Origin of the sequence: Actinomadura sp. 3N508 (assembly GCF_044326375.1) — a bacterium.
Taxonomy (GTDB): domain Bacteria; phylum Actinomycetota; class Actinomycetes; order Streptosporangiales; family Streptosporangiaceae; genus Spirillospora.
Genome location: NZ_JBIRAX010000003.1, coordinates 601,348 through 623,940 on the forward strand (window position 1 = coordinate 601,348; position 22,593 = coordinate 623,940).

Genomic DNA, 22,593 nt, shown 5'->3' on the forward strand with positions numbered 1-22,593 from the left:
CGCCCGACGATCCTCGCTTCGCTGCGGTCATCGGGCGCCCTCCGCGAGGATCGCCGCGGCGACCCGTTCCAGCCCGGCGACGCGGGAGGCCTTCACCAGCACGACGTCCCGCGGCGCGAGCCGCCCGCTGAGCGCGGCCACCGCCGCGCCGACGTCATCCACCTGCACGCACTCTCCCGTCCATGACCCGACCTGACGTGCCCCGTCCGCGATCGCGGCCGCGTTCGCGCCGACGACGACGAGGCAGGCGACCCCGTGCCGCGCGGCATGCTCCCCGATCTTGGCATGTTCCGCGGCGGACGAGTCGCCGAGTTCGGCCATTTCCCCCAGCACCGCGAGCGCGCGGCGGCCGCGGGCCATGTGCGCGAGGACGTCGAGCGCGGCGCGCGTCGAGTCCGGGTTGGCGTTGTAGGCGTCGTTCACCACCGTCACGCCGTCGGCGCGCTCGGTGACCTCCATCCGCCACCGGCTGACCGGCCCGGCCTCCGAGAGGCCCGCGGCGATGTCGGCGGCCGCCATCCCGGCGGCCCGCACCGCGGCCGCCGCGGCCAGCGCGTTCGGGACGGCGTGCGAGCCGAAGAGGCGGAGCGCGACCGGCGCCGATCCCTCCGGCGTGACCAGCGTGAACGTCGCCCGGCCCTGCTCGTCGAGCGTCTCGTCCTCGGCGCGGACGTCGGCGCCGGGCGACCGGCCGAACGTCACGACCTCGCCGCGCGTGCGGGACGCCATCGCGGCGACGAGGGGGTCGTCGGCGTTGAGGACGGCGGTCCCGCCCGGGGGCACCGCCTCCACGATCTCGCCCTTCGCGCGGGCGATGTTCTCCCGGCTGCCGAACTCCCCGACGTGCGCGGTGCCGACGTTCAGCACCACGCCGACGTCGGGACGGGCGATGCCGGTCAGGTAGGAAATGTGGCCGATCCCACGCGCGCCCATCTCCAGCACGAGGTGCCGCGTCGACTCGTCGGCGCGCAGCACGGTGAGCGGCAGCCCGAGCTCGTTGTTGAACGAGCCGGGCGGGAACACGGTCGGGCCGGCGCGGCCCGCGACCTGCCCGATGAGGTCCTTGGTGGAGGTCTTGCCCGCCGAGCCGGTCACCGCGATGACGGTCGCGGCCGGGAGCCGCTCCAGCACTCCCCTGGCGAGGCGGCCGAGCGCGTCCTGGACGTCGGCGGCGACGACGCACGGCCCGTCCACGGGACGCTGCGCCAGCACCGCGGCGGCCCCGGCGGCCAGCGCACCGGACGCGAAGTCGTGCCCGTCCGCGCGCTCGCCCTTGAACGCCGCGAACAGCGCCCCCTGCTCCACGGCACGGGAGTCGATCACCACGGGACCGCTCACCATGACGTCCGGAGGCCCGTGGCGGGTGCCTCCCGTGATCTCCGCGATCGTCGACAGCGGAAGTGGGATCACGCCTGCGTCCCGTCCCCTCTGGTCACCGTCGGATGGCGCCGGAGCGCCTCCCGGACGACCTCCCGGTCGTCGAACGGGTACACCGTCCCCGCCACGTTCTGCCCCTGCTCGTGGCCCTTGCCCGCGATGACGAGGACGTCGCCGCGGCGGGCCCGGCTCACGGCCAGCGCGATCGCGGCCGCGCGGTCGGGTTCCACCACGATCTGCGCCCGCTCGGCCTGCGGCACCTTGAGCCCGCCCTCGACCATAGCGGCGAGGATCACCAGCGGATCTTCCGACCTCGGGTTGTCGTTGGTGAAGAACGCCCGGTCCGCCAGCCGGGCCGCGGCCTCGCCCATCAGCGGGCGCTTGCCGCGGTCACGGTCGCCGCCGCAGCCGATCACGACCGTGAGGTCGCCCTCGGTGACGGGACGCAGCGCGGTGAGCACGGCCTCGACCGCGCCGGGCTTGTGGGAGTAGTCGACGAGGGTGACGAACTCCTGGCCCTCGTCGACCCGCTCCAGGCGTCCGGGGACGCCGGGCAGCGACGCGACCCCGCGCACCGCCGCCTGCAGCGGGATGCCCGCCTCGACCAGCGCGACGATCGCGGCGAGCGCGTTCGCGACGTTGAACGGCCCGGCAAGCCGCACCTCGGCGTCGGCCTCGATGCCGAGGGGCCCGACGACGCGGAACACGCTGCCGTCGGCGCCGACGCGGACGTTCTCGGCCCGCCAGTCGGCCGCCGGGTCGCCGGACGCCGAGAACGTCGTCACCGGCACCGTGGCGACCTCCAGCAGCTCGCGGCCGTGGTGGTCGTCGAGGTTGACGACGCCGACGCGCGAGTACTCGGGCGTGAACAGCCGCGCCTTCGTATAGAAGTAGTCCTGCATGGACGGGTGGTAGTCCAGGTGGTCCTGGGACAGGTTCGTGAACACCGCGACCTCGTAGGTCATGCCGCCGACCCGGCCCTGCTTCAGCGCGTGGCTGGACACCTCCATCGCGGCGGCGCCGACGCCGCGCTCGCGCATCATCGCGAACAGCGCGTGCAGATCGGTCGCCTCCGGCGTGGTCAGCGCGCTCGGCACCCGGTCGCCGCCGACCCGGATCTCGACCCCGCCGACCAGGCCCGTCTGGATCCCGGCGGCGCGCAGGCCCGCCTCCAGCAGGAACACGGTGGTGGTCTTGCCGCTGGTGCCGGTGACGCCGATCGTGGTGATGTCGCGTCCCGGCTCCCCGTACACCCAGGAGGCGGCGTCGCCGAGCCGCGCGCGGACGTCCGCCACCACCAGCACCGGCAGGCCCGTCGCCGCCGCGAGGTCGTACCCGTCGGGGTCGGTGAGGACCGCAGCCGCGCCCGCCTCCGCCGCCTGCTCGGCGAACTGCGCGCCGTGTGCGCGCGCGCCCGGCAGGGCCGCGTAGATGTCGCCGGGCAGCACCGCCCGCGAATCGTGCGTGATGCCCGTCGCCGACACCTCGTCCCAGCCGCCGTGCTCGATCCCGAGAAGCGCCGCGAGCCCGCTCAGCGGACGGGCCGGATTGGTGGTGGGACGCATGACGTTTCTTTCGGTGCGAGCGGGACGGGACTGCTGGTGCACGGGTCGTCGTGGTGGACTCACAGGCGAGGAGAGTACTCGCTGCGGTCAGTTTCGGGCGCGAATCTGGACGGTAGGCGGCCGGCTCCCCGTGGGCGGGATCTTCTCGGACCGCAGGGCGAAGCTCATCACGTCCTTGAAGACCGGCGCGGCCGCATCGCCACCATAGTGGCTGCCCCGCTTGGGATCCTGGAGGACGACCTGCACGACCAGCTGCGGATCGTCGGCCGGGGCGAACCCCGCGAACGACGCGGTGTAGCCGCCGCCCTCGTAGGTGCCGGTGCGCGGGTTGACGTTCTCGGCGGTGCCGGTCTTGCCCGCGACGCGGTATCCGGGGATCTGGGCCTTGGGGGCCGTGCCCTCCTCGGTCGTCACGCCCTCCAGCATGTCGCTGATCTGCCGGGCCGTCCGCGCGCTGATCACCTGCTTGCGCAGCGGCTCCGGCGCGGGCGTGAACCTGTCGTCCTCGCCGACGGTGCCCTCGACGAGCGTGGGCTCGACGCGCACGCCGCCGTTGGCGATCGTCGCGTACACGCTCGCCATCTGCACCGCGTTCACCGAGACCGTCTGCCCGAACGCGATCGGATACCGGTCGGTGCCCGACCACTGGGCGGGCGGCTTCAGCAGGCCGGGCGTCTCGCCGGGCAGCGGCAGGCCGGTCTTCTGGCCGAACCCGAAGTCGCGCAGCGTCTGGTAGAGCCGCTGCGAGCTGATGCTCTCGCTGGCCATGATGGTGCCGACGTTGCTGGAGGTGGCGAGGACGCCGGCGAAGGTGAGCCGCTCGGTCGGGTGCGGGTGCGAGTCGCTGAACTGGACGTCGTACTTCCTGATCCTGTCGGGGACGGTGTAGGGGGTGTGCGGGGTGACGCCGCCGTGCTCCATGACGGCGGCGGCGGTGACGACCTTGCCGGTGCTGCCCGGCTCGTAGGCCGCCTGGACCAGCGGGCTGCCCCACAGGTCGCCGTCGGTCTTCGCGTACTCGTTCGGGTCGAACCCGGGCGCCGAGGCCATGGCGAGCAGCCGGCCGGTGCGCGGGTCCATGACGATGACGCTGCCGCTCTTCGCCTTCGTCGCCCTGACCTGCTTCTCGATCGCCTGCTGCGCCTTGAACTGCAGGTCGCGCTGGAGGGTGAGGCGCACGCCGCGGCCGGGCTTGGACGGGCGCCGCTGGTCCTCGCCCATGGGGATGTGCTGGCCCTCGAGGCTGATCTCGACCCGCTGCCAGCCCTTGCGGCCGGCGAGCACGCCGTTCATCGAGCTCTCCAGCCCGGCGGCGCCGTTCCCCGTGTCGTTCACGAACCCTATGACGCCCGCGGCGAGCGAATCGTTGGGGTACTCCCGGCGGTATTCCGGCAATGTCCCGATGCCGAGGAGGTTCCACGACATGATCAGCCGGGCCTGGTCGGGCCGGACGCCGTGCGCCAGGTACACGAACCGGCTCTTGGGCTTGCTGATCTGCTTCATGACGGTCGCGGGGTCGAGGCCGAGCGTCGGGGCGAGGGCGTTGACGATGGTCTGCCGCTTGTCCGGCGCGATGATGTGCGGGTCGGCGAAGATCGCCCGCGCCTCCACCGTCATGGCGAGCGGGTGGCCCTGCGCGTCGGTGATGTTGCCGCGGATCGCGGGCAGCTCGATCTCCTGCAGCCGCTGCTCCATCGCCTCCTCGGAGTACTTGTCGGACTCGATCGTCTGGAGCTGGACGAGCCGTCCGGCGAACAGCGACAGCACGAACGCGACGACGAGCAGCCCGACGTTCAGCCGCTTGAGCGGGTCGCGCCGGTGGAAGGGGACGCGGGTCCGGGGGCCGCGGGGCGGCGGGCGCCGTCCCGAGCCCCCGCCGGGACGCGGCGAGCGCGGCGCGCGCGGGCCGTCGCCGGGACCGGTCCGGGGCGGCCGGGCGGGGTGGGCGTTCTGCGCGGTCCCGCCCGCGCGGCCCTTTCCCGGCGCGGCCTTGGCCGGCGCCTTCTTCTGAGCGGGCTTCTGCGCAGGCTTAGAGGGCGCCTTCTGCGTCGGCTTCTTCGGGCCGGGCTTCTTCGTGGGCGTGCCGGCGGAGCCTGCGTCGTCGCGCGGCGCCTCCCTGCGCGGCTTCTTGCGCGGGGTCTCCTTACGCGGGGTCTCCTTGCGCTGGGAAGGGCCCATGCCGCCGCGCGCGGGACGCCGGGCGGCGCTGCCCTTCGTCCCCGGCCGTCCCGCGCCGTCCGGGCCGCGGCCCCGGCCGGGCGGAGGCCCGGCGGTCCCGCGTCCCGGCCGTTTCGTCACCGCGCGCCCTGCCCGGTGGCCGCCGGCGGGACGCCGTCCCCGGGCACCACGGTGCCGGGCACGCCGATCACGCCCGCGGCCCCGGCCGCCGCCGCGGCCTCGGGCGGCACGGGACGGATCGTCCCGCCGCTCGCCCGGCCGGTCTCGAGGTCGATGAAGGCCATGTCCTCGGCCTGGCGCATGCCGAGCGACTCGGCCTTCTCCGCGGTCACCGCCGGGGAGTCGCCGCGTGCGATGTCTTCTTCGAGCGCCTCCCGCTGCTGGGCGAGCTGCTTGTTGCTCTGCTGCAGCCGCGTCAGGGTGAACGCGTCCTCCGCGAGGACGGTGTTGAGCAGCAGCAGGCTCACCAGGGCGCCGCCGAGCAGCCCGATGATGAGCAGCACGAACGGAGCGCGCGGCGGCGCGGCCGCCGCCGTGCGCTTCACGGTCGCCTTGGCGGTGGTCGCCGTGGTCGCGGGAGCGGCCTTGGGAGCGGTCTTAGGAGCGGTCTTGGCCGCCGCGGTCGCGCTCTTCGCGGGTGCGGGCTTCGCGGGCGTGCGCCTGGTCGGCGTGCGCTGCGCGGGCGGCTTCCTGGGCGCCTTGGCGGGCGGCCTCGTGGTCGTGGTCATGTCGCCTCCCGGACCCGTTCGGCGGCGCGCATCCGCACCGATCCGGCCCGTGGGTTGGTCGTGGTCTCCTCGTCGGACGGCAGCTCCGCCCCGCGGGTCAGAAGCCGGAACCTCGGCTCGTGTTCGGGCAGCGGGACGGGCAGGTCCGGCGGGGTGGTGTCGGCCGCCTGGGCGGCGAGGACCTGCTTGGTGATGCGGTCCTCCAGGGAGTGGTAGCTGAGGACGGCGACCCGGCCGCCGACCGGGAGCGCGTCGAGGGCGGCGGGCAGGGCGCGGCGCCAGATGTCGAGTTCTCCGTTCACCTCGATCCGCAGCGCCTGGAAGGTGCGCTTGGCCGGGTTGCCGCCGGTGCGGCGGGTCGCGGCCGGGATGGCGGTGCGCACCAGGTCGGCGAGCCGCCTGGTGGACTCGAGCGGGGCGCGCTCGCGCTCGCGGACGATCGCGGCGGCGATGCGCTGGGCGAACCGTTCCTCGCCGTACTCGCGCAGGATGCGCGCGAGCTCGGCGGGCGGGTAGCCGTTGACGACCTCGGCGGCGGTGAGCCGCTGGGTGCGGTCCATCCGCATGTCGAGGGGCGCGTCGTAGGAGTAGGCGAAGCCGCGCTCGGCCTCGTCGAGCTGCGGGGAGGAGACGCCGAGGTCGAACAGGACCGCGTCCACCGCGGGGACGCCGAGCCGGCGCAGGACGCCGGGGATCTCGTCGTAGACGGCGTGCTCCAGCGTGACCCGGTCGCCGTACGGGGCGAGCCTGCGCGCCGAGCGCTCCAGAGCGGTGGTGTCGCGGTCGAGGCCGATGAGGCGGAGCCGCGGGACGGCCCGCAGCAGCGCCTCGGCGTGGCCGCCCATGCCGAGCGTGGCGTCGAGGCAGACGGGGTCTCGGCCGGGAACGGCACCCGCCGCGCCGGTGAGCGCGGGGGTGAGGAGCGTCAGGACGCGACCGAGCATGACCGGTACGTGACCGGACTTGGCCGCGTGATCCCCCATGTCCATGCTTCACCCCCTGTACTACTGCCACTTCGCTCGCGGACTGCGTGGCGTCTCGTCGGCCGACCGTCCTCCAGCCCCCACCCGCCGCCATTCAACGGACGAGCTTCGCTCGGCGAACTGTCTTCCAGCCCCCACCCGCCGCCATTCAACGGACGGGCTTCGCTCGGCTGATGACTGATCCCCCCCGGCGGCCTCGCCCGGCCAGGTCCCCATCCGCTGCCCTATGCCCTAGAGGAAGAACACCGCGTGGTTGCGCGGGGGGTCGCCGTCTGGCGCCGGGGAAGCTGCGCCAGATGGCTCGGAGAGCGGCTGGAGACCTGGCCGAACGTGGGCCATAGCCGGTCATCGGACCGACGAGTCGATTCTCAGAGGATCCCTGGCAACACCTCCTCCGAGACGTCGGAGAACGTCTCCTCCTCCTGCTCCAGGTAGGTCTCCCACGCCTGCGCGTCCCAGATCTCGAGTCGCGTGTTGGCGCCGATGACCGTGCAGTCGCGGGTGAGGCCCGCGTACTTTCGCAGCGGTGGAGGAATGGTGACGCGGCCCTGCTTGTCGGGGACCTCGTCGGATGCGCTGGCGAAGAAGACCCGGCTGTAGCCGCGCACGGCCTTCTCGGTGACCGGTGCGGCACGCAGAGCCTCGGTTATCCGCTGGAACTCCGCCATGGGGAAGACGTACAGGCAGCGTTCCTGGCCCTTCGTGATCACCAATCCCCCCGACAGCTCCTCGCGATATTTCGCCGGCAGGAACAGCCGTCCCTTGTCGTCGAGGCGCGGCGAATGGGTGCCGAGGAACACCGGCCCCACCTCCCGCGCCGCATGGGGCGCACCTGCTCCCCACGGCGCCCCACTCTACTCCACTCTTCCCCACCGTCAACAATAAAAACACGTTCCAGAGGCCGATTCTGCGGACGAATCCCCAGTTCAGAGGGGGTGGCGCGGGGTGGGGGCGCGCGGCGCCCGCTCCGCGTGCCGCGGCGCCGGAAAATGCCGTCCCGGCCGTTCCGTTCCGGGGCGGCGGGGGACGCGAGGGGCCGGGTGGAGAGAAGTGGTGCGCCGTGATGGCCGGGAAGCCGATCTCGTGGAGCACAATGGGCTCGCGTTCACCATGAACATCGCGGCGCGCCGCCCGACGACGTACTGTCGTTTGGACGGGCGCAAAGAGCGCCGCACCGGTGCGTGAAAGGCCGGGCCCCGATTGAGGGGCGGGCACATCGCGCGGCCGGACGGCTGAGGAGGGTTTGGTGGCAGTAGGAACGCACGGCGAGTCGTTCATGGAGACCGACCCCCCGGCATCCCACCCGGCCCGGAGCGGCGCCACGGAGGCGGCGGGCCCCGGCCTCGAGGGTCTCGCGCAGGTCGCGAACAAGATCCGGGACGCCGTGGAGTCGGTGATCGAGGGCAAGCCCTCGGTGGTGCGGCTCGCCCTGACGGTGCTGCTGGCCGAGGGGCACCTGCTGATCGAGGACGTCCCCGGCGTCGGCAAGACGATGCTGGCCAAGGCGCTCGCGCGCTCGGTCGACTGCTCGGTGCGGCGCGTGCAGTTCACGCCCGACCTGCTGCCCAGCGACATCACCGGGGTCAGCGCCTACAACCAGGAGCTGCGCGAGTTCGAGTTCAAGCCGGGCCCGGTGTTCGCCAACATCGTGGTCGGCGACGAGATCAACCGCGCGTCCCCGAAGACGCAGTCCGCGCTGCTGGAGTGCATGGAGGAGCGCCAGGTCACGGTGGACGGCACCACCTACACGCTGGAGCCGCCGTTCATGGTCATCTCCACCCAGAACCCGGTGGAGATGGAGGGCACCTACCCGCTGCCGGAGGCGCAGCGCGACCGGTTCACCGCCCGCATCTCGATGGGCTACCCCGACCCGGCGGCGGAGCTGGAGATGCTGGAGACGCACGGGCAGTCCTCCCCGCTCGACCGGCTCACGCCCGTCGCGCACGCGGCCGACGTCCGCGACCTCATCGAGGTGGTGCGCCGCCAGCACGTGTCGGCCGGGGTGCGGCAGTACGCGATCGACCTGGTCGCCGCGACCCGCAGCCATCCCGAGCTGCGGCTCGGCGCGTCGCCGCGGGCGACGCTGCACCTGGTGCGGGCGGCGCGGGCGTACGCGGCGCTCGACGACCGCGACTACGTCCTCCCCGACGACCTGCAGGACCTCGCGGTGCCCGTCCTCGCGCACCGGCTGCTGCCGACCGCGGAGGCGCAGGTGGACCGGCGCCGCCCCGAGCAGGTCGTGGCCGACCTGGTGAGACGGCTGCCGGTACCTCCGCACGGGAAGTGACCTGGTGAGACGCGCGCTTGCCGGCCTGACCACGCGCGGGCGGTCCTTCGTGGCCGCCGGCGCGACCGCGATCGTGTGCGCGTTCGTCCTCGGCGAGCGCGACCTGCTGCGCGCCGGGGTGCTGGTGCTGGCGCTGCCGCTGCTGTGCACGCTCGCGGTGTCGCGGACCCGCTACCGGCTGGCGTGCGCGCGGCGGCTCGACCCGCCGCGGCTGCCGGTCGGCCGGGAGGCGCGCGTCGACCTGCGGCTGGAGAACGTGTCGCGGCTGCCGAGCGGGCTGCTGATGGTGGAGGACCGGGTCCCCTACGCGCTCGGCGGGCGGGCCAGGTTCGTGCTCGACCGGATCGAGTCGCACGGCAAGCGCCGGCTCGGCTACCGGATCCGCTCGGACGTGCGCGGCCGGTTCCGGGTGGGGCCGCTGACCGTCCGGCTCGCCGACCCGTTCGGGATGGTGGAGCTGGTCCGCTCGTTCAGCCTGGCCGACACGCTGACGGTGACCCCGGCGATCCATCCGCTGCCCTCGGCACGGCTGTCGGGCACGTGGTCGGGCGGCGGTGACAGCGTCGCCCGGGCGGTGTCCGCGGCGGGCGAGGACGATGTGACCCCGCGCGAGTACCGGCACGGCGACGACCTGCGCCGCGTCCACTGGCGGTCCACGGCGCGGCATGGCGAGCTGATGGTGCGGCGCGAGGAGCAGCACTTCAAGAACAGCGGGACGCTGTTCCTCGACACCCGCCGGACGGCGCACTGGGGCGACGGTCCCGGCGGCACGTTCGAGCAGGCCGTGTCGGCGACCGCGTCGATCGGGGTGCATCTGGTCCGGACGGGGATGAACCTGCGGTACATCACCGACGGCGGCGAGGCGCTGGCGGCCGCGCGCGCCGACGGGACGTTCGAGGGGCTGCTGCTGGACGCGCTGGCCGTGGCCCGCCGGTCCAAGGAGCGCTCGCTGTCGGCCGGCCTGTCCGCGCTGCGCGGCCGGGCGGGCGCGACGCGGGAGGGCGACGGGCTGGTCATCGGGGTGTTCGGCGTCCTGTCCGAGGACGAGGCGCGCTCGCTCGCGGCCGTCCGGCGCGGCACCGGGACCTGCGTCGCGGTGCTCGTGCTCGGACGCGGCCGCGCGACGAGCGCCACGGGCGCGGACACGGGCGGCACGGCCGCCGAGCGCGCCACGGCGCTGCTGCGCGCGGGCGGCTGGCGGGTGCTGGTCGTCCGGTCGGCGGCGGAGCTGGCCGGAGCGTGGGCGCAGGCCGGGCAGGCCGGCGACGAGTTCGTCAGGGACGGCGCATGAGAATCCGGATGACGGTCATGGCGGGGCTGGCGACGCTCGCCGGCTCGATCGGCCTCTACCCGCTGTTCGAGTCGGGCAGCTGGTTCGGCACCGGGCTCGGCGCGGTGCTGGCGGTCGCCGCCGCGGGCGTGCTGGCGCGGCGGCTGCGGCTGCCGGCGGCGGTGAACCTGCTGCTCGGGGTGACCGGGCTGCTGCTGTACCTGAACCTGGTGTACGCCTCCGGCGAGTCGTGGCTGGGGGTCATCCCGTCGCCGGAGTCGGTGGAGCGCCTCGGCGTGCTGGCCGGGGACGGCTGGCGGGCGGCCAACCGGTACGCGGCGCCCGTCCCGGTGCTGCCGGGGATCGAGCTGCTGGCCGCCGCCGGGATCGGGCTGGTCGCGGTGCTCGTCGATCTGCTGGCCGTGCGGCTGCGCCGCGCGGCCCCGGCGGGGCTGCCGCTGCTCGCCATGTACAGCGTGCCCGCGGCGGTCCGCGAGGACGGCGTCAGCTGGCTGGCGTTCGGCGTCGGCGCGCTCGGCTTCCTCGCGCTGCTGATGGCCGACGCCCGCGAGCAGGTCGGCGGCTGGGGCCGGACGGTCAGCTCGTTCCGGCAGCGGGACGTGCCGCTGGCGGGCGCCGCGTCCCGTTCGGGCGAGGGGTCCGCGCTGCCCGACGCGGCGGCGCTGGCGGCGTCCGGGCGCCGTATCGCGGCCGGCGCGGTGGCGATCGCGGTGCTGGTGCCGGCGGCCGTGCCGGGGTTGCAGCCGCGCGGCATGTTCGGCCTCGGCGGCGGCGGCCGCGGCGGCACGCAGACGGTGACGACGCCCGACCCGCTGGTGAGCCTGAAGCGGGAGCTGACCCAGCTGGACGAGTCGATCGTCCTCACCTACCGCACGAACGACCCTGAGGCGCCCGACTACCTGCGCCTGTACGCCCTCGACAAGTTCGAGGGCGACCGGTGGACCTACTCCCAGCTCGACAGCCACCCCCGCGACCGCCTCGACGAGCGCAGGCTCCCGGCGCCGCCGGGCCTGTCGGTCGCGTCGTCCCGGGAGGTGACGACGAGGGTCCAGGTGCGTCCCGAGGTCAGGGACATGTCGTTCCTGCCGGTGCCGTACGCGCCGGCCGACGTCACGATCAGCGGCGACTGGCGGGTGGACGAGCGCTCCCTGATGATCTATTCGCTGCGCGACTCCGCGGACGGGCGCGCCTACACCGTCAGGAGCCGGCGCGCGGAGCCGACGATCGGGCAGCTCGCCGGGGCGGGCAGTTCCCCGCCCGACATCGTGGCCCGGTACACGGCGGTGCCGAAGAACGTCCCGCGGGAGGTCAGGCAGCTCGCCGAGCAGGTCACGGCCGGGTCGGCGACGGCGCTGTCGCAGGCGGTGCGGCTGCAGCGCTGGTTCACCCTGTCGGGCGGCTTCACCTACGACCTGAGCGCGCCGGCGCCGAAGCACGGCAGCGACCTGGTCGACTTCCTGCTGCACAGCAAGCGCGGCTACTGCGAGCAGTTCGCCGCGTCGATGGCGCTGATGGCCCGGCTCCTGAGCATCCCGTCCCGGGTGGCGATGGGCTACACGGCGGGCAGCGAGGTCAGGCCCGGGCAGTGGGTCGTCAGGTCGCAGGACGCGCACGCCTGGCCCGAGCTGTACTTCGAGGGGACCGGCTGGGTGCGGTTCGAGCCGACGCCGTCGGGCGCGGGCGGGCAGGGCACCGCCGCCTCCCCCGAGTACAGCCTCCCCGAGACCACCGGCGGGGGCACGGACGGGGGCGAGAGCAGGCCCGAGCCGGAGACCTCGTCGCCCGCCGGCGGGCAGGCCCCCGCGCCGCAGTCGCCCGCCCGGGGCCGCACCGACACGGGCGAGACCGGCGGCGCCGCCGCGCAGGACGACGAGGACGGCGGCTTCTCCGCGGCGCCGTGGCTGGCGGGTGGTGTGCTGGTTCTCCTGCTGCTGGCCGTCCCGATGGTGCTGCGGGCGTTCACCCGGCGGCGCCGGTGGGCGGCGCTGCTCGCACCGCCCGGGTCGGCGTCGCGGCCGTCCCGGACGAGGACACGGCCGGGGTCTTCGCCCGGGTCGCGGTCCGGGAGACGGCTCGGGGCGCGGCCGGGGTCGGCGGCGGGCGCGGGCCCGCGGGTGCCGCCGCCCGATGCCGCCGGGGCCGCGCACGCCGCGTGGCGGGAAATGCGGGCGGACGCGCTCGACCACGGCCTGGAATGGCGGGCGAGCGACTCCCCGCGCGCCACCGCGCGCCGGCTCGGTGAGCTGCTGGAGCTGGACGACGCGGGCACGCAGGCCCTCGCCAGGATCGCCCGCGCCGAGGAGCTGGCCCGCTACTCCCTGGCGCGCTCCCCCGAGCCGCCGGAGCGGCTCCGCGCGGACGTCCGGACGGTCCGCGACGCGTTCGCCGCGTCCGTGGGCCCCGGAACCCGCTGGCGCGCCCGGCTGCTGCCGCCGTCGACGCTGGCGCAGACCAGGGCCATGCTCCAGTCGGCCGGGGACCGCGCGCTGGACGTCCGAGCCCGCCTCTACGAGCTGCCCGCCCGCCTCCGCCGCAAGTAGCCGACCGGGCCACCGGCGGCACGGCCCCCGGACACGCGTTCGTCCCGGCCCGCGCGGGCGGCAGCCCGCGTACGGCCGGGACGCTCGGACGTTCCGACGTTCAGGAGGGGAGGGTCAGTCGCCTTCGCTCCTGCGGCGCCAGCGCTCTTCCATGCGTTCCATGAAGCCCGACTTGGCGGGTTTCGGCTGCCCGGCCCGCCTGGCCCGGCCCGGCTGCCCAGGCTGCCCTGGGGGGCGCGCGGGCTCGTTGCCGATGCCGGTCATGCGCTTCCAGGACGTCAGCGCCCAGACGCAGCACACCACCATCAGCAGGAACCCGGTGACGCTCACCGCGATGGTGGCGGTGCCCGCGTTGATCACGAGGCCGGCCATCAGCGCGCCGACGCCGACGACGAACCCGAAGGCCGCCTTGACGATCCGGCGCTTGTAGTGGACCTGTGGGCTGGTCGAGCGAACCGCGTGAGCGAACTTCGGATCTTCGGCGTACAACGCCGATTCGATCTGTTCGAGCATGCGCTGCTCGTGCTCAGAGAGCGGCACGGCACCTCCCAACGACAGCCCCGCTGCGGGGTATCCGATGCAGGACGCGAACGTCAACGGTGATATGCCCAGAATACGAGCACTGTGCCGCGCACGAAAGCAGACGGCCCCTCACAGGCCCGGCGGCGGTCACCCCACTGCCTTCTTTCATTGTGTTCCGTCCCTGCCGTCACGTCCGTCGCCGTCCGCACGCCGGACCAGCGCGGCGGGGCGGACCGCACCGCGGCCGAACCGGTGCGCGACCTGGTCCATGGCTCGCTCGGCCTCACGCCAACCGCGTTCCGGCTCGTCGAAGGCGAGCTGGCGGGGGGCCGCGCCGGCCGGGCCCAGGTTCTCCACCCGTACCCCGACCAACCTGAGTCGTACCCGTTCCAGCCCGGCCCCCTCATAGAGATCACGGGCTGTGACATAGATCACACGTGTGAGATCGGTGGGCTCGGCGAGCGTGCGCGCCCGGGTGATCGTCTTGAAGTTCGCCATCCGTAGTTTGACGCTTACCGTCCGGCCCGCGTTCCCGCTCGCGCGCAGCCTCGCGCCGACCTTCTCCGCCAGCCGCAGCAGCTCGCGGCGGATGATCTCCGGGTCGTCGACGTCGGTGTCGAACGTCTCCTCCGCGCCGATGCTCTTGTCGGGCGTGTGCGGGACGACCTCGCGCGGGTCGCGTCCCCAGGCCAGCTCGTGCAGGTGGGCGCCTACCGCGTTCCCCAGCTCGCGCTGGAGGGTGCTCAGCGGCACCTGGGCGAGCTGGCCGACGGTCCGCAGGCCGAGCCGGGTCAGGGTCTGCTCCGTCCGCTCCCCGACGCCCCAGAGGGACGCGACGGGCAGCGGGTGCAGGAAGTCGACGGCGCCGTCCGCGGGCACGACGAGCAGCCCGTCGGGCTTGCACCGCGTGGAGGCGAGCTTCGCGACGAACTTGGTGCTCGCGACGCCGACCGAGCAGGTGATGCCCTGCTGGGCGCTGACCTGCTCGCGGATGAGCCGCGCGATCTCGGCGGGCCGGCCGAGCCGCCGCCCGGCGCCCGCCACGTCGAGGAACGCCTCGTCCAGCGACAGGCCCTCCACCAGCGGCGTGATGGACCGGAAGAGCTCGAACACGGCCGCGGACACGCGCGAGTACTTGCCGTGGCTCACCGGCAGCACGACGGCCCGCGGGCACAGCCGCCGGGCCCGCGACATCGGCATCGCCGAGTGCACGCCGAACTTGCGGGCCTCGTAGGACGCCGCGGACACGACGCCGCGCGGCCCGGCGCCGCCGACGATGACGGGACGGCCCCGCAGCTCGGGCCGCTCCAGCAGCTCGACGCCGACGAAGAAGGCGTCCATGTCGACGTGCAGGATGTGGCAGCCGGTGTCGTCGGCGGGCGGACCGGGCTGCGGCCCCGGCCGATGCAACTGCTGCTTGCGGCTCACGGTTCGTTCTTACTCGACCGGCTTGTCGGCCACCAGATGCAGCTGGGTGGCGAGATCCCGCAGGACGGGGTGGACGGCCGCGACCGACTCCAGCGCGATCATGGCGTCGGCGGACCCGGCGTCGCCGTCGAGCATGCCGGAGGGCACCAGGTCGGCGAAGATCCGGACGCCGTGCAGCTCGGCGACCCGCAGCCCGGAGCCGCGCACCAGCGCCGACAGCGTCTCCCGGGTGAAGCGGCGGGGCATCCGGTCGCCCTCGCCCCACCGCCCGGACGTTCCGGTCAGGACCTGGCGGGCGTCGTCGAAGTGCCCGGCGAGCGCGCGGTGCAGCGCGGCGGCGATCTGCCCGGCGGCGAGGACGCTGACCGAGCCGCCGGGACGGACCGTCCCGGCCATGGCGGCCATCGCGGCGCCGGGGTCGTCCACGTACTCCAGGACGCTGTGGCACAGGACCAGGTCGGCGGCGTCCGGGCCGAGCAGGTCGGGCAGGTCGACGGCGTCGCCCTGCACCGCGCGGACCGCGACCCCGGACTCGGCGGCGCGGCGCTCCAGCGCGGCGAGCGCGTCGGGGTTGGCGTCGACGACGGTGACCCGGTGGCCGAGTTCGGCGAGCGGCACGGCGAACCCGCCGGTGCCGCCGCCGACGTCCACGACCTCGCTTCGCCCGGCCTCGGGCGCGATGCGGCCGAGAACCGCGCGCAGCGCGTCCCACAGAACCGCACTGCGCACACGGCTGTGTCTCATGGGCATTTCTCTCCTCCTTCGGCCCTGGCGGGCCTCCATCGTCGAGAAACGCGGTGCGATCGCTGCATCGCTCCGACTCGCCTGGCGGCTCGCTGCGCGATCAGGTTCTCGCAAGCTCGAAACCTGCCTTCGGACGCGATCGCGACGGTTCAGGCTGTCGCGAGGTTGCGGTGGTGGCTGAGGCCGGTGTGACCTGTGCGACCAGCTTATAGGGAGAGGGAGGGTTTGAGCTGTTGAAGGCGGGAGAGGAGGCCGTTGACGAAGCGGGGGGACTCGTCGGTGGACAGTTCGGTCGCGAGCGCGACGGCCTCGCTGACCGCGACGCCGTCGGGGACGTCGTCGATCCACAGCAGCTCGTAGGCGCCCATCCGCAGGATGTTGCGGTCGACGACCGGCATCCGCTCCAGCGTCCAGCCGGTGGCGTAGGTGGCGATCAGCTCGTCGACGCGCTCGCGGTGCTCCTGGACGCCCTCGATCAAGCGGACGGCGTGGGAGTACTCGGCGAGCTCGTCCTGGTTGGGGCGGCCCCGTCCGGCGAGGACCGCGGTCGGTTCCTCCTCGCGCAGCTCCGCCGCGAACAGGATGTCGAGGGCGAGTTTGCGTGCCTTGGTGCGTGCGCTCATTCCGTCAGTTCTCGCCTCAGCCGCGGCCGAGGTACTCGCCGGAACGGGTGTCGACCTTGACCTTCTCGCCCGTGGTGATGAACAGCGGCACCTGGATCTGCGCGCCGGTCTCCAGGGTGGCGGGCTTGCTGCCGCCGGTGGAGCGGTCGCCCTGCAGGCCCGGCTCGGTCTCGGTGATCTCCAGCACGACGGCGGCGGGCAGCTCGATGTACAGCGCGTTGTCGTTGTTGAAGGCGATCGTGGCGTTCTGCTCGGGGAGCAGGTAGTTCGCGGCGTCGCCGACGACGGCCGCGGGGATGTGCGGCTGGTCGTAGGTCTCGGTGTCCATGAAGACGAAATCTTCGCCTTCGCGGTAGAGGTACTGCATCTCCCGCTTGTCGACGCTGGCGACGTCCACCTTGGTGCCGGCGTTGAAGGTCTTGTCGACCACCTTGCCGGACAGGATGTTCTTGAGCTTGGTGCGGACGAACGCGCCGCCCTTGCCGGGCTTGACGTGCTGGAACTCCAGGACGGTCCACAGCTGGCCGTCGAGGTTCAGCGTCATGCCGTTCTTCAGGTCGTTCGTCGTCGCCACTGCGTTGTTCTCCCGTCGCGGCCCGCGCGCCTAGAGGACGAGCAGGTCCTTGGTGGTTGTCGTGAGGAGTTCCGGGCCGCCGGGACGGACCACGAGCGTGTCCTCGATGCGGACCCCGCCGCGGCCGGTGAGGTAGACCCCCGGCTCCGCCGTGATCGGAACCCGGTCCATCAGCTTACCGGTCTTGTCGTACCCCATGAGCGGAGCCTCGTGGATCTCCAGGCCGACGCCGTGCCCGAGTCCGTGGGGGAACGCCGCGCCGTGCCCGGCGGCCTTGATGACGTCGCGGGCGGCCCCGTCGACGGCCTTGGTCTCCGCGCCGGGCATGGCCGCGTCGATCCCCGCCCGCTGCGCGCGGTGGACCAGGTCGTAGATGTCGCGCTGCCAGGCGGCGGGCTCGCCGATCGCGACGGTGCGGGTCATGTCGGCGTGGTAGCCGCCGTAGAGGGCGCCGAAGTCCATGGTGACGAGGTCGCCGGTCTGGAGCTCGCGGCCGCCGGGGTGGTGGTGCGGGACGGCGCCGTTCGGCCCGGACGCGACGATCGACTCGAACGCGGGACGCTCGGCCCCGAAGTCCACCATCGCGCGTTCGAGCGCGATCGCGACGGCCCGCTCGGTGACCCCGGCGCGGATCTCGGGGAGGACGGAGGCGAACGCGCGGTCGGTGATGGCGCACGCCTCCCGCAGCAGCGCGATCTCCTCCTCGTCCTTGACCAGGCGGAGCTCCTCGACCAGATGCCCGAGCGGCGTCAGCTCGACGCCGGCGTTCCCGGCGAGGGTGGCGTGGTGCTCAACCGTCATGTCGTGGGCCTCGAAGCCGAGGCGGCGATGGCCGTCGGCGGCGGCGCGGGCGGTGAGCGCCTCCGTCACGAGCCGGTCGACCACGATGGGCAGCTCCGGGCAGACCTGCTCGGCCGTCCCCGCGTACCGGCCGTCGGTGGCGAGCACGGCCGGGCCCTCGGCCGGGACGAGCAGCGCGGCCCGGGAGCTGTCGAGGCCGGTCAGGTAGCGGACGTTGACGAGCCGGGTCACCAGCAGGGCGTCGGCGTCGCGTCCGGCGACGAGCGCGGCCAGCCGGCGGCGGCGTGCGAGGTGCGTCTCCCCCATGGTCAGACTCTAGATCACCGTGTGGGCGGGCCGGGCGGCCGGCGCCGTGGCGGCAGCGAACATGAATAACTCTCGACTTTTAGCCGCGGGCGGTCTAGCGTGATCCGCGGTGTGAGCCACCCGGTGGGCGGCGTGCCGGGGCGCCTGCGGCACGCCGCCCGTGCACCGCTCACAGGTCGGCGGCCATCTCCTTGACCTTTTCCAGCAGCGCGAGGCGGCCCTTGTGGTCGCCCGCGACCGGCGCCACGTTCAGCGTCGTCACCCCGGACTCCTTCATCGCGGCGAGCCGCTCCCGGACGTGGCCCTCGGACCCGATGAGCGACATCTTCTCCAGCAGCTCGTGCGGGACCTTGGCGGCGGCCTCGTCCTTCTTCCCGGCGAGGTAGAGGTCCTGGATCTCCTCGGCCTCCTGCTCGAAGCCGTACCGGCGGGCCAGGTCGTTGTAGAAGTTGCGGCCCTTGGCGCCCATGCCGCCGATGTAGAGCGCGGCCATCGGGCGTCCGAACTCCAGGTATCCCTGGACGTCGTCGCCGATGGCGAGGGTGGCCTGGCCGACGACGTCCAGCTCGCCGAGGGCCGGGTCGCGGCGGGCGCGGCCGGCGGCGAGGGAGGCGCCCCACACGTCCTTCGCCTTCTCCGGCATGTAGAAGATCGGCTCCCAGCCGTCGGCGAGCTCGGCGGTCAGCTCGACGTTCTTCGGGCCGATCGCGGCGACGAAGATCGGGATGTCGGCGCGCACGGGCCGGTTGATGAGCTTCAGCGGCTTGCCGAGCCCGGTGCCCTGGTCCGGCGGCAGCGGGACGGTGTAGTGCCTGCCCTCGTGCTCCAGCCGCTCCCGCCGCCACACCTTCCGGCAGATCTCGATGATCTCGCGGGTGCGGCCGAGCGGCGCGGTGTAGGGGACGCCGTGGAACCCCTCGATGACCTGCGGCCCGGACGCGCCGATGCCGAGCGTGAACCGGCCCTCGGAGACGAAGTCGAGGCCCGCGGCGGTCATGGCGGTCAGCGTCGGCGTCCGGGTGTAGATCTGCATGATCCCGGACGCGATCTCCAGCCGCTCGGTCTTGGCGGCGATGTAGCCGAGCTGGCTGACCGCGTCGAAGCTGTACGCCTCCGCGACGAACACGATGTCGAGGCCGGCCTTCTCGTAGTCGGCCAGTTCCTCGGCGGTCTGCCGGAAACCGGCGTCGGAATAGCTGATCGACATCCCGATGCGCATCGGCGTTCCCTCCATCCCTCCATGAACCGAATCTGATTCGAGTCGACGGTAACCTATCGGCCCAGCGGCGGGCCGTTCAGGGCGTCCAGTGCGGTCCGGTACATGTCGGTTCGGATCTTCGCCACGATCCGGCCGTCCTTGCCCGCCAGCGACGCGGCCAGCTCGACGGCGGCGGGCAGGACCTCGTCCTCGGCGGCGGTGCGCGAGACGATCCCGGCCGACAGCGCCTCCTCCGCCGTGTACCGGCGGCCGGTGAGCATCGCCTCGTGCGCGACGGTCTTCGGCAGCCGCGACCGGATCAGCGCGTCCATGCCCGGCGTGAAGCTCATCCCGAGGTCGACCTCGGGCAGGCAGAAGTAGCCGCGGCCGGTCCGCATGACGGCGAAGTCGTGCGCGAGCGTGAGCATCGCGCCGCCCGCGAACGCGTGCCCGTTCAGCGCCGCGACGGTGGGCATCGGAAGGGACAGGATCCGCGCGTAGAGGCCGTGGACGCGGCGCAGGTAGTCCTCGAACCCGTCCGGGTTGGCGCCGAGCCAGTCGAGGTCGAGGCCGTTGGAGTAGAACTTGCCGGTGCCGACGGTGACGAGCGCGCCCGGGCCGTCGTTCTTCTCGACGGTGCCGAGCGCGTCCGCCGCGGCGTCGAGGAACTCGGGGCCGAAGCGGTTCTCACCGGCGTCGAACCGCAGGACGTACACGTCTCCGTCGCGCTGGAGGTCGATCACGAGGGTCTCCTTCATCCGTGCCCGAGACGACCCTACTCGCGGGTAGCGGGTCCTGCCCCGGCGCGTCGGGGCGATGCCTATGATGAATGTCATAATCGAGGCCATGGGGACCGACAGCCGGGAACGCATGGTGCGCAGCGCCGCCTACCTCTTCCGCGAGCGCGGCTACAGCGGCACCGGCTTCCGCGACGTCATCGCGCACAGCGGCGCGCCGCGCGGGTCGATCTACCACCACTTCCCGGACGGCAAGGCGCAGCTCGCCGAAGAGGCCGTCCGCTACGCCGGCGACTTCCTCAACGCCGGGATCCTCGCCGCGACCGAGGGCGGGGACGCCGCGTCCGCCGTGGACGCCTTCACCGGCTGGTGGCGGCAGGTCCTGATCAAGAGCGAGTTCCGCGCCGGATGCCCCGTCGTCGCGGTCACCGTGGAGTGCCATGACGAGGCCCCGCGGCTCGCCGCGGCAGCGGCGGCGGCGTTCGGCCGCTGGCGCGACACCCTCGCCACCGGCCTCGAGAACGCAGGCGTCCCGGCAGACCGCGCCGCCCGGCTGGCCCGCCTGATCGTCGCGGCCGTGGAGGGCGCCACGATCCTGTGCCGCGCCCACCGCGACGTCGCCCCGCTGGACGACGTCGTGATCGAGCTCAAGGACCTGACGCGCGGCGCCGTCCAGGGGACCTAGCCGCCGGGCTTCTCCGCGATCAGGTCGGCGATGGCCTGGAGGGCGAGGACGTACGACAGCGGGCCGAACCCGGCGATCGTGCCGGTCGCGACGCCCGCGACGACGGAGGTGTGCCGGAACTCCTCGCGGGCCGCCGGGTTGCTGATGTGGACCTCGACGAGCGGTGCGGTGCGCTGGGCGAGTGCGTCGCGCAGCGCGTACGAGTAGTGCGTGAACGCGGCCGGGTTCACCACCATGGGGACGCGCCCGTCGGCGGCCTCGTGCACCCAGCGGAGCATCTCGGTCTCGTCGTCGGTCTGCCGGACCTCGACGCTCAGGTCGAGGCGGCGGCCCGCGTCGCGGCACAGCGCGGCGATGTCGTCGAGGGTCGTCGTCCCGTACACGTCGGGTTCGCGGACGCCGAGCCGGCTCAGGTTCGGGCCGTTCAGGACCAGGACGCGGGTCGTCATCGGGAGACCTCCCGGTAGGCGGCGGCGAGGAGGTCCTCGCCGGGTCCTTCGAGGCGGCCGGGTTCGGCGAGGCCGTCCAGGACGACGAACCGCAGCGTCGAGCCGCGCGACTTCTTGTCGATGGTCATCGTGGCGCGCAGGCCCGGCCAGTCGGCAGCGTAGGAGACGGGCAGCCCGACGGAGGTGAGGATGTCGCGGTGCCGCTGGACGACGTCGGCGGGCAGGCGTCCGGCGAGGCGGGCCAGCTCGGCCGCGTACACCATGCCGATGGCGACGGCGTGGCCGTGCCGGAAGCGGTACTCCTCGGCCTTCTCGATGGCGTGCGCGAGCGTGTGCCCGTAGTTGAGGATCTCCCGGAGCCCGCTCTCCTTGAGGTCGGCGGACACGACGTCCGCCTTCACCTGGACGGCGCGTTCGACCAGCTCGCGGGTGTGCGGGCCGTCCGGGGACGCGGCGCCGGCCGGGTCGTCCTCGACCAGCTCCAGGATCTTCGGGTCGGCGATGAACCCGGCCTTGATGATCTCGGCGAGGCCGCTGATGTAGTCCTCGCGCGGCATCGTGACGAGCGTGGTCAGCTCGCACAGCACCCCGGCGGGCGGGTGGAACGCGCCGACGAGGTTCTTGCCCTCGGGGATGTTGATGCCGGTCTTGCCGCCGACGGCCGCGTCGACCATGCCGAGCAGCGTCGTCGGGACGAGCACCGCCGGGACGCCGCGCAGCCAGGACGCCGCCGCGAACCCGGCGAGGTCGGTGGTCGCGCCGCCGCCGACGCCGACGACGGCGTCCGTCCGGGTCATGCCGTGCCGGGCGAACGACGACCAGAGCCCGGCGAGGACCCCGGTCTCCTTGGCCGCCTCCCCGTCCGGGACGGGCAGCGCGTGCACGGCGTATCCGGCCTGCTCCAGCGCGCCGCACACCGGGCGGGCGATCTCCGGCAGGCCCTCGGCGTGGACGACGGCGACGGTCCGCGCGCGGTCGCCGACCATGCGGGGCAGCTCGCCGAGGACGCCGGTCCCGATGACGACGTCGTACGGGTCGGGGCCGCCCACCCGCACGCGGGACCGCGTCACGCGTCCTCCAGCGCCGCGGCGATCTCCTCGACGATCTCGGCGGGTTCGCGTCCGTCGGTGTCGACCGCGATCGTGCCGAGCCGCTCGTAGATGGGCAGGCGCTCCTCCAGCAGCTTGCGCATCTGGCTGCGCGGGTTCAGGACCAGCAGCGGCCGCGCCGACGCCAGCCCGACCCGCTTGATCGCCTCCGACAGCCCGACCTGGAGGTAGACGACGGTGTGCCCGCCCAGCAGCTCCTGCGTCTCCGCCGCGAGGACGGCCCCGCCGCCGAGCGCGACGACGCCCTCGTGGCCGGCCAGCGCCGCCGCGACGGCCGCGCGCTCCATCTCGCGGAAGCGCTCCTCGCCGTCGTCGATGAAGATCTCGCCGATCGGCTTGCCCGCCGCGGACTCGACGTCGGCGTCGGTGTCGCGCAGCGGCACGCCGAGCCGGTCCGCGAGCGCGGCGCCGATCGTGGACTTGCCCGAGCCGGGCGGGCCGATGATGACTGCCTTCGGTCGCATGGTC

At 73.7% G+C, this 22,593-nt stretch carries 21 protein-coding genes; 4 read left to right on the top strand and 17 right to left on the bottom strand.

Going from position 1 to position 22,593, the window contains the following annotated elements:
* Positions 1-27: 27 nt before the first annotated feature.
* From murF to mraZ, 6 genes are all read right to left on the bottom strand, one after another.
* Positions 28-1,410 (bottom strand): UDP-N-acetylmuramoyl-tripeptide--D-alanyl-D-alanine ligase, encoded by a 1,383-nt coding sequence (gene murF, locus ACH34S_RS14110; protein WP_395953016.1) that lies wholly within the window; start codon positions 1,408-1,410, stop codon positions 28-30.
* The gene (locus ACH34S_RS14115) at positions 1,407-2,942 is read right to left on the bottom strand and encodes a UDP-N-acetylmuramoyl-L-alanyl-D-glutamate--2,6-diaminopimelate ligase (protein WP_395953017.1); all 1,536 of its coding nucleotides are present in this window, start codon (positions 2,940-2,942) and stop codon (positions 1,407-1,409) included. Before ACH34S_RS14115 ends, murF begins: the two co-directional genes overlap by 4 nt.
* A gap of 87 nt (positions 2,943-3,029) precedes the next feature.
* The gene (locus ACH34S_RS14120; RefSeq protein WP_395953018.1) at positions 3,030-5,240 is read right to left on the bottom strand and encodes a peptidoglycan D,D-transpeptidase FtsI family protein; all 2,211 of its coding nucleotides are present in this window, start codon (positions 5,238-5,240) and stop codon (positions 3,030-3,032) included.
* Positions 5,237-5,848, bottom strand: coding sequence for a hypothetical protein (locus ACH34S_RS14125; RefSeq protein ID WP_395953019.1), 612 nt, complete (start codon positions 5,846-5,848; stop codon positions 5,237-5,239). The genes ACH34S_RS14120 and ACH34S_RS14125 overlap by 4 nt, the downstream gene beginning before the upstream one ends.
* A complete protein-coding gene (gene rsmH / locus ACH34S_RS14130) occupies positions 5,845-6,837 on the bottom strand; it encodes a 16S rRNA (cytosine(1402)-N(4))-methyltransferase RsmH (RefSeq protein ID WP_395953020.1) in 993 nt (330 codons plus the stop codon). Before rsmH ends, ACH34S_RS14125 begins: the two co-directional genes overlap by 4 nt.
* Positions 6,838-7,199: 362 nt before the next feature.
* Positions 7,200-7,631, bottom strand: coding sequence for a division/cell wall cluster transcriptional repressor MraZ (gene mraZ / locus ACH34S_RS14135; protein ID WP_131963293.1), 432 nt, complete (start codon positions 7,629-7,631; stop codon positions 7,200-7,202).
* A 476-nt stretch (positions 7,632-8,107) separates the two neighbouring features.
* Between mraZ and ACH34S_RS14140 the strand changes: the two genes are divergently transcribed.
* From ACH34S_RS14140 to ACH34S_RS14150, 3 genes are read left to right on the top strand one after another with little or no spacing between them, the layout of a single operon-like run.
* Positions 8,108-9,118, top strand: coding sequence for an AAA family ATPase (locus tag ACH34S_RS14140; RefSeq protein WP_395953334.1), 1,011 nt, complete (start codon positions 8,108-8,110; stop codon positions 9,116-9,118).
* Between the two features lie 4 nt (positions 9,119-9,122).
* Positions 9,123-10,409 (top strand): DUF58 domain-containing protein, encoded by a 1,287-nt coding sequence (locus ACH34S_RS14145; RefSeq protein WP_395953021.1) that lies wholly within the window; start codon positions 9,123-9,125, stop codon positions 10,407-10,409.
* A complete protein-coding gene (locus tag ACH34S_RS14150) occupies positions 10,406-12,949 on the top strand; it encodes a transglutaminaseTgpA domain-containing protein (protein ID WP_395953022.1) in 2,544 nt (847 codons plus the stop codon). The genes ACH34S_RS14145 and ACH34S_RS14150 overlap by 4 nt, the downstream gene beginning before the upstream one ends.
* Positions 12,950-13,063: 114 nt before the next feature.
* Here ACH34S_RS14150 and ACH34S_RS14155 read toward each other — a convergent pair whose 3' ends face one another.
* The 8 genes from ACH34S_RS14155 to ACH34S_RS14190 form a co-directional block, all read right to left on the bottom strand.
* Positions 13,064-13,489: a DUF3040 domain-containing protein gene (locus ACH34S_RS14155; RefSeq protein ID WP_395953023.1), complete on the bottom strand. Its 426-nt coding sequence runs from the start codon at positions 13,487-13,489 to the stop codon at positions 13,064-13,066.
* Between the two features lie 147 nt (positions 13,490-13,636).
* On the bottom strand, positions 13,637-14,899 hold the full coding sequence (locus ACH34S_RS14160; RefSeq protein WP_395953024.1) for a DNA polymerase IV: 1,263 nt from the start codon (positions 14,897-14,899) through the stop codon (positions 13,637-13,639).
* A gap of 9 nt (positions 14,900-14,908) precedes the next feature.
* A complete protein-coding gene (locus ACH34S_RS14165; protein ID WP_395953025.1) occupies positions 14,909-15,649 on the bottom strand; it encodes a methyltransferase domain-containing protein in 741 nt (246 codons plus the stop codon).
* Between the two features lie 200 nt (positions 15,650-15,849).
* Positions 15,850-16,266: a transcription antitermination factor NusB gene (gene nusB, locus ACH34S_RS14170; RefSeq protein WP_395953027.1), complete on the bottom strand. Its 417-nt coding sequence runs from the start codon at positions 16,264-16,266 to the stop codon at positions 15,850-15,852.
* Positions 16,267-16,282: 16 nt separating this feature from the next.
* Positions 16,283-16,840 (bottom strand): elongation factor P, encoded by a 558-nt coding sequence (efp, locus tag ACH34S_RS14175; RefSeq protein WP_395953028.1) that lies wholly within the window; start codon positions 16,838-16,840, stop codon positions 16,283-16,285.
* Positions 16,841-16,870: 30 nt separating this feature from the next.
* The gene (locus ACH34S_RS14180) at positions 16,871-17,947 is read right to left on the bottom strand and encodes a M24 family metallopeptidase (protein ID WP_395953029.1); all 1,077 of its coding nucleotides are present in this window, start codon (positions 17,945-17,947) and stop codon (positions 16,871-16,873) included.
* 169 nt (positions 17,948-18,116) lie between these two features.
* Positions 18,117-19,166, bottom strand: a complete 1,050-nt coding sequence (locus tag ACH34S_RS14185; RefSeq protein ID WP_395953030.1) for an LLM class F420-dependent oxidoreductase — start codon at positions 19,164-19,166, stop codon at positions 18,117-18,119.
* Between the two features lie 53 nt (positions 19,167-19,219).
* Positions 19,220-19,888, bottom strand: a complete 669-nt coding sequence (locus tag ACH34S_RS14190; protein ID WP_395953031.1) for an enoyl-CoA hydratase-related protein — start codon at positions 19,886-19,888, stop codon at positions 19,220-19,222.
* A 103-nt stretch (positions 19,889-19,991) separates the two neighbouring features.
* Between ACH34S_RS14190 and ACH34S_RS14195 the strand changes: the two genes are divergently transcribed.
* Positions 19,992-20,567 carry a TetR/AcrR family transcriptional regulator gene (locus ACH34S_RS14195; RefSeq protein ID WP_395953032.1) on the top strand — a complete coding sequence of 192 codons (576 nt, stop codon included), beginning with the start codon at positions 19,992-19,994 and terminating at the stop codon, positions 20,565-20,567.
* Here ACH34S_RS14195 and aroQ read toward each other — a convergent pair.
* Genes aroQ through ACH34S_RS14210 form a run of 3 tightly spaced genes read right to left on the bottom strand, consistent with a single transcriptional unit; the run spans position 20,564 to position 22,589 of the window.
* Positions 20,564-21,016, bottom strand: coding sequence for a type II 3-dehydroquinate dehydratase (aroQ, locus tag ACH34S_RS14200; RefSeq protein ID WP_395953033.1), 453 nt, complete (start codon positions 21,014-21,016; stop codon positions 20,564-20,566). The genes ACH34S_RS14195 and aroQ overlap by 4 nt on opposite strands.
* Complete coding sequence (gene aroB / locus ACH34S_RS14205) at positions 21,013-22,086, bottom strand: 3-dehydroquinate synthase (protein WP_395953035.1); 1,074 nt, start codon at positions 22,084-22,086, stop codon at positions 21,013-21,015. Before aroB ends, aroQ begins: the two co-directional genes overlap by 4 nt.
* Complete coding sequence (locus ACH34S_RS14210) at positions 22,083-22,589, bottom strand: shikimate kinase (protein ID WP_395953036.1); 507 nt, start codon at positions 22,587-22,589, stop codon at positions 22,083-22,085. Before ACH34S_RS14210 ends, aroB begins: the two co-directional genes overlap by 4 nt.
* Positions 22,590-22,593 lie beyond the last annotated feature (4 nt).

Bases quoted from the DNA above. Each gene is read 5' to 3' on its own strand.
- ACH34S_RS14115 (WP_395953017.1), bottom strand. From the start codon at position 2,942: ATGCGTCCCACCACCAATCCGGCCCGTCCGCTGAGCGGGCTCGCGGCG.
- ACH34S_RS14125 (WP_395953019.1), bottom strand. From the start codon at position 5,848: ATGACCACGACCACGAGGCCGCCCGCCAAGGCGCCCAGGAAGCCGCCC.
- rsmH (WP_395953020.1), bottom strand. From the start codon at position 6,837: ATGGACATGGGGGATCACGCGGCCAAGTCCGGTCACGTACCGGTCATG.
- ACH34S_RS14140 (WP_395953334.1), top strand. From the start codon at position 8,108: ATGGAGACCGACCCCCCGGCATCCCACCCGGCCCGGAGCGGCGCCACG.
- ACH34S_RS14150 (WP_395953022.1), top strand. From the start codon at position 10,406: ATGAGAATCCGGATGACGGTCATGGCGGGGCTGGCGACGCTCGCCGGC.
- ACH34S_RS14165 (WP_395953025.1), bottom strand. From the start codon at position 15,649: ATGCCCATGAGACACAGCCGTGTGCGCAGTGCGGTTCTGTGGGACGCG.
- nusB (WP_395953027.1), bottom strand. From the start codon at position 16,266: ATGAGCGCACGCACCAAGGCACGCAAACTCGCCCTCGACATCCTGTTC.
- ACH34S_RS14180 (WP_395953029.1), bottom strand. From the start codon at position 17,947: ATGGGGGAGACGCACCTCGCACGCCGCCGCCGGCTGGCCGCGCTCGTC.
- ACH34S_RS14185 (WP_395953030.1), bottom strand. From the start codon at position 19,166: ATGCGCATCGGGATGTCGATCAGCTATTCCGACGCCGGTTTCCGGCAG.
- ACH34S_RS14195 (WP_395953032.1), top strand. From the start codon at position 19,992: ATGGGGACCGACAGCCGGGAACGCATGGTGCGCAGCGCCGCCTACCTC.
- aroQ (WP_395953033.1), bottom strand. From the start codon at position 21,016: ATGACGACCCGCGTCCTGGTCCTGAACGGCCCGAACCTGAGCCGGCTC.
- ACH34S_RS14210 (WP_395953036.1), bottom strand. From the start codon at position 22,589: ATGCGACCGAAGGCAGTCATCATCGGCCCGCCCGGCTCGGGCAAGTCC.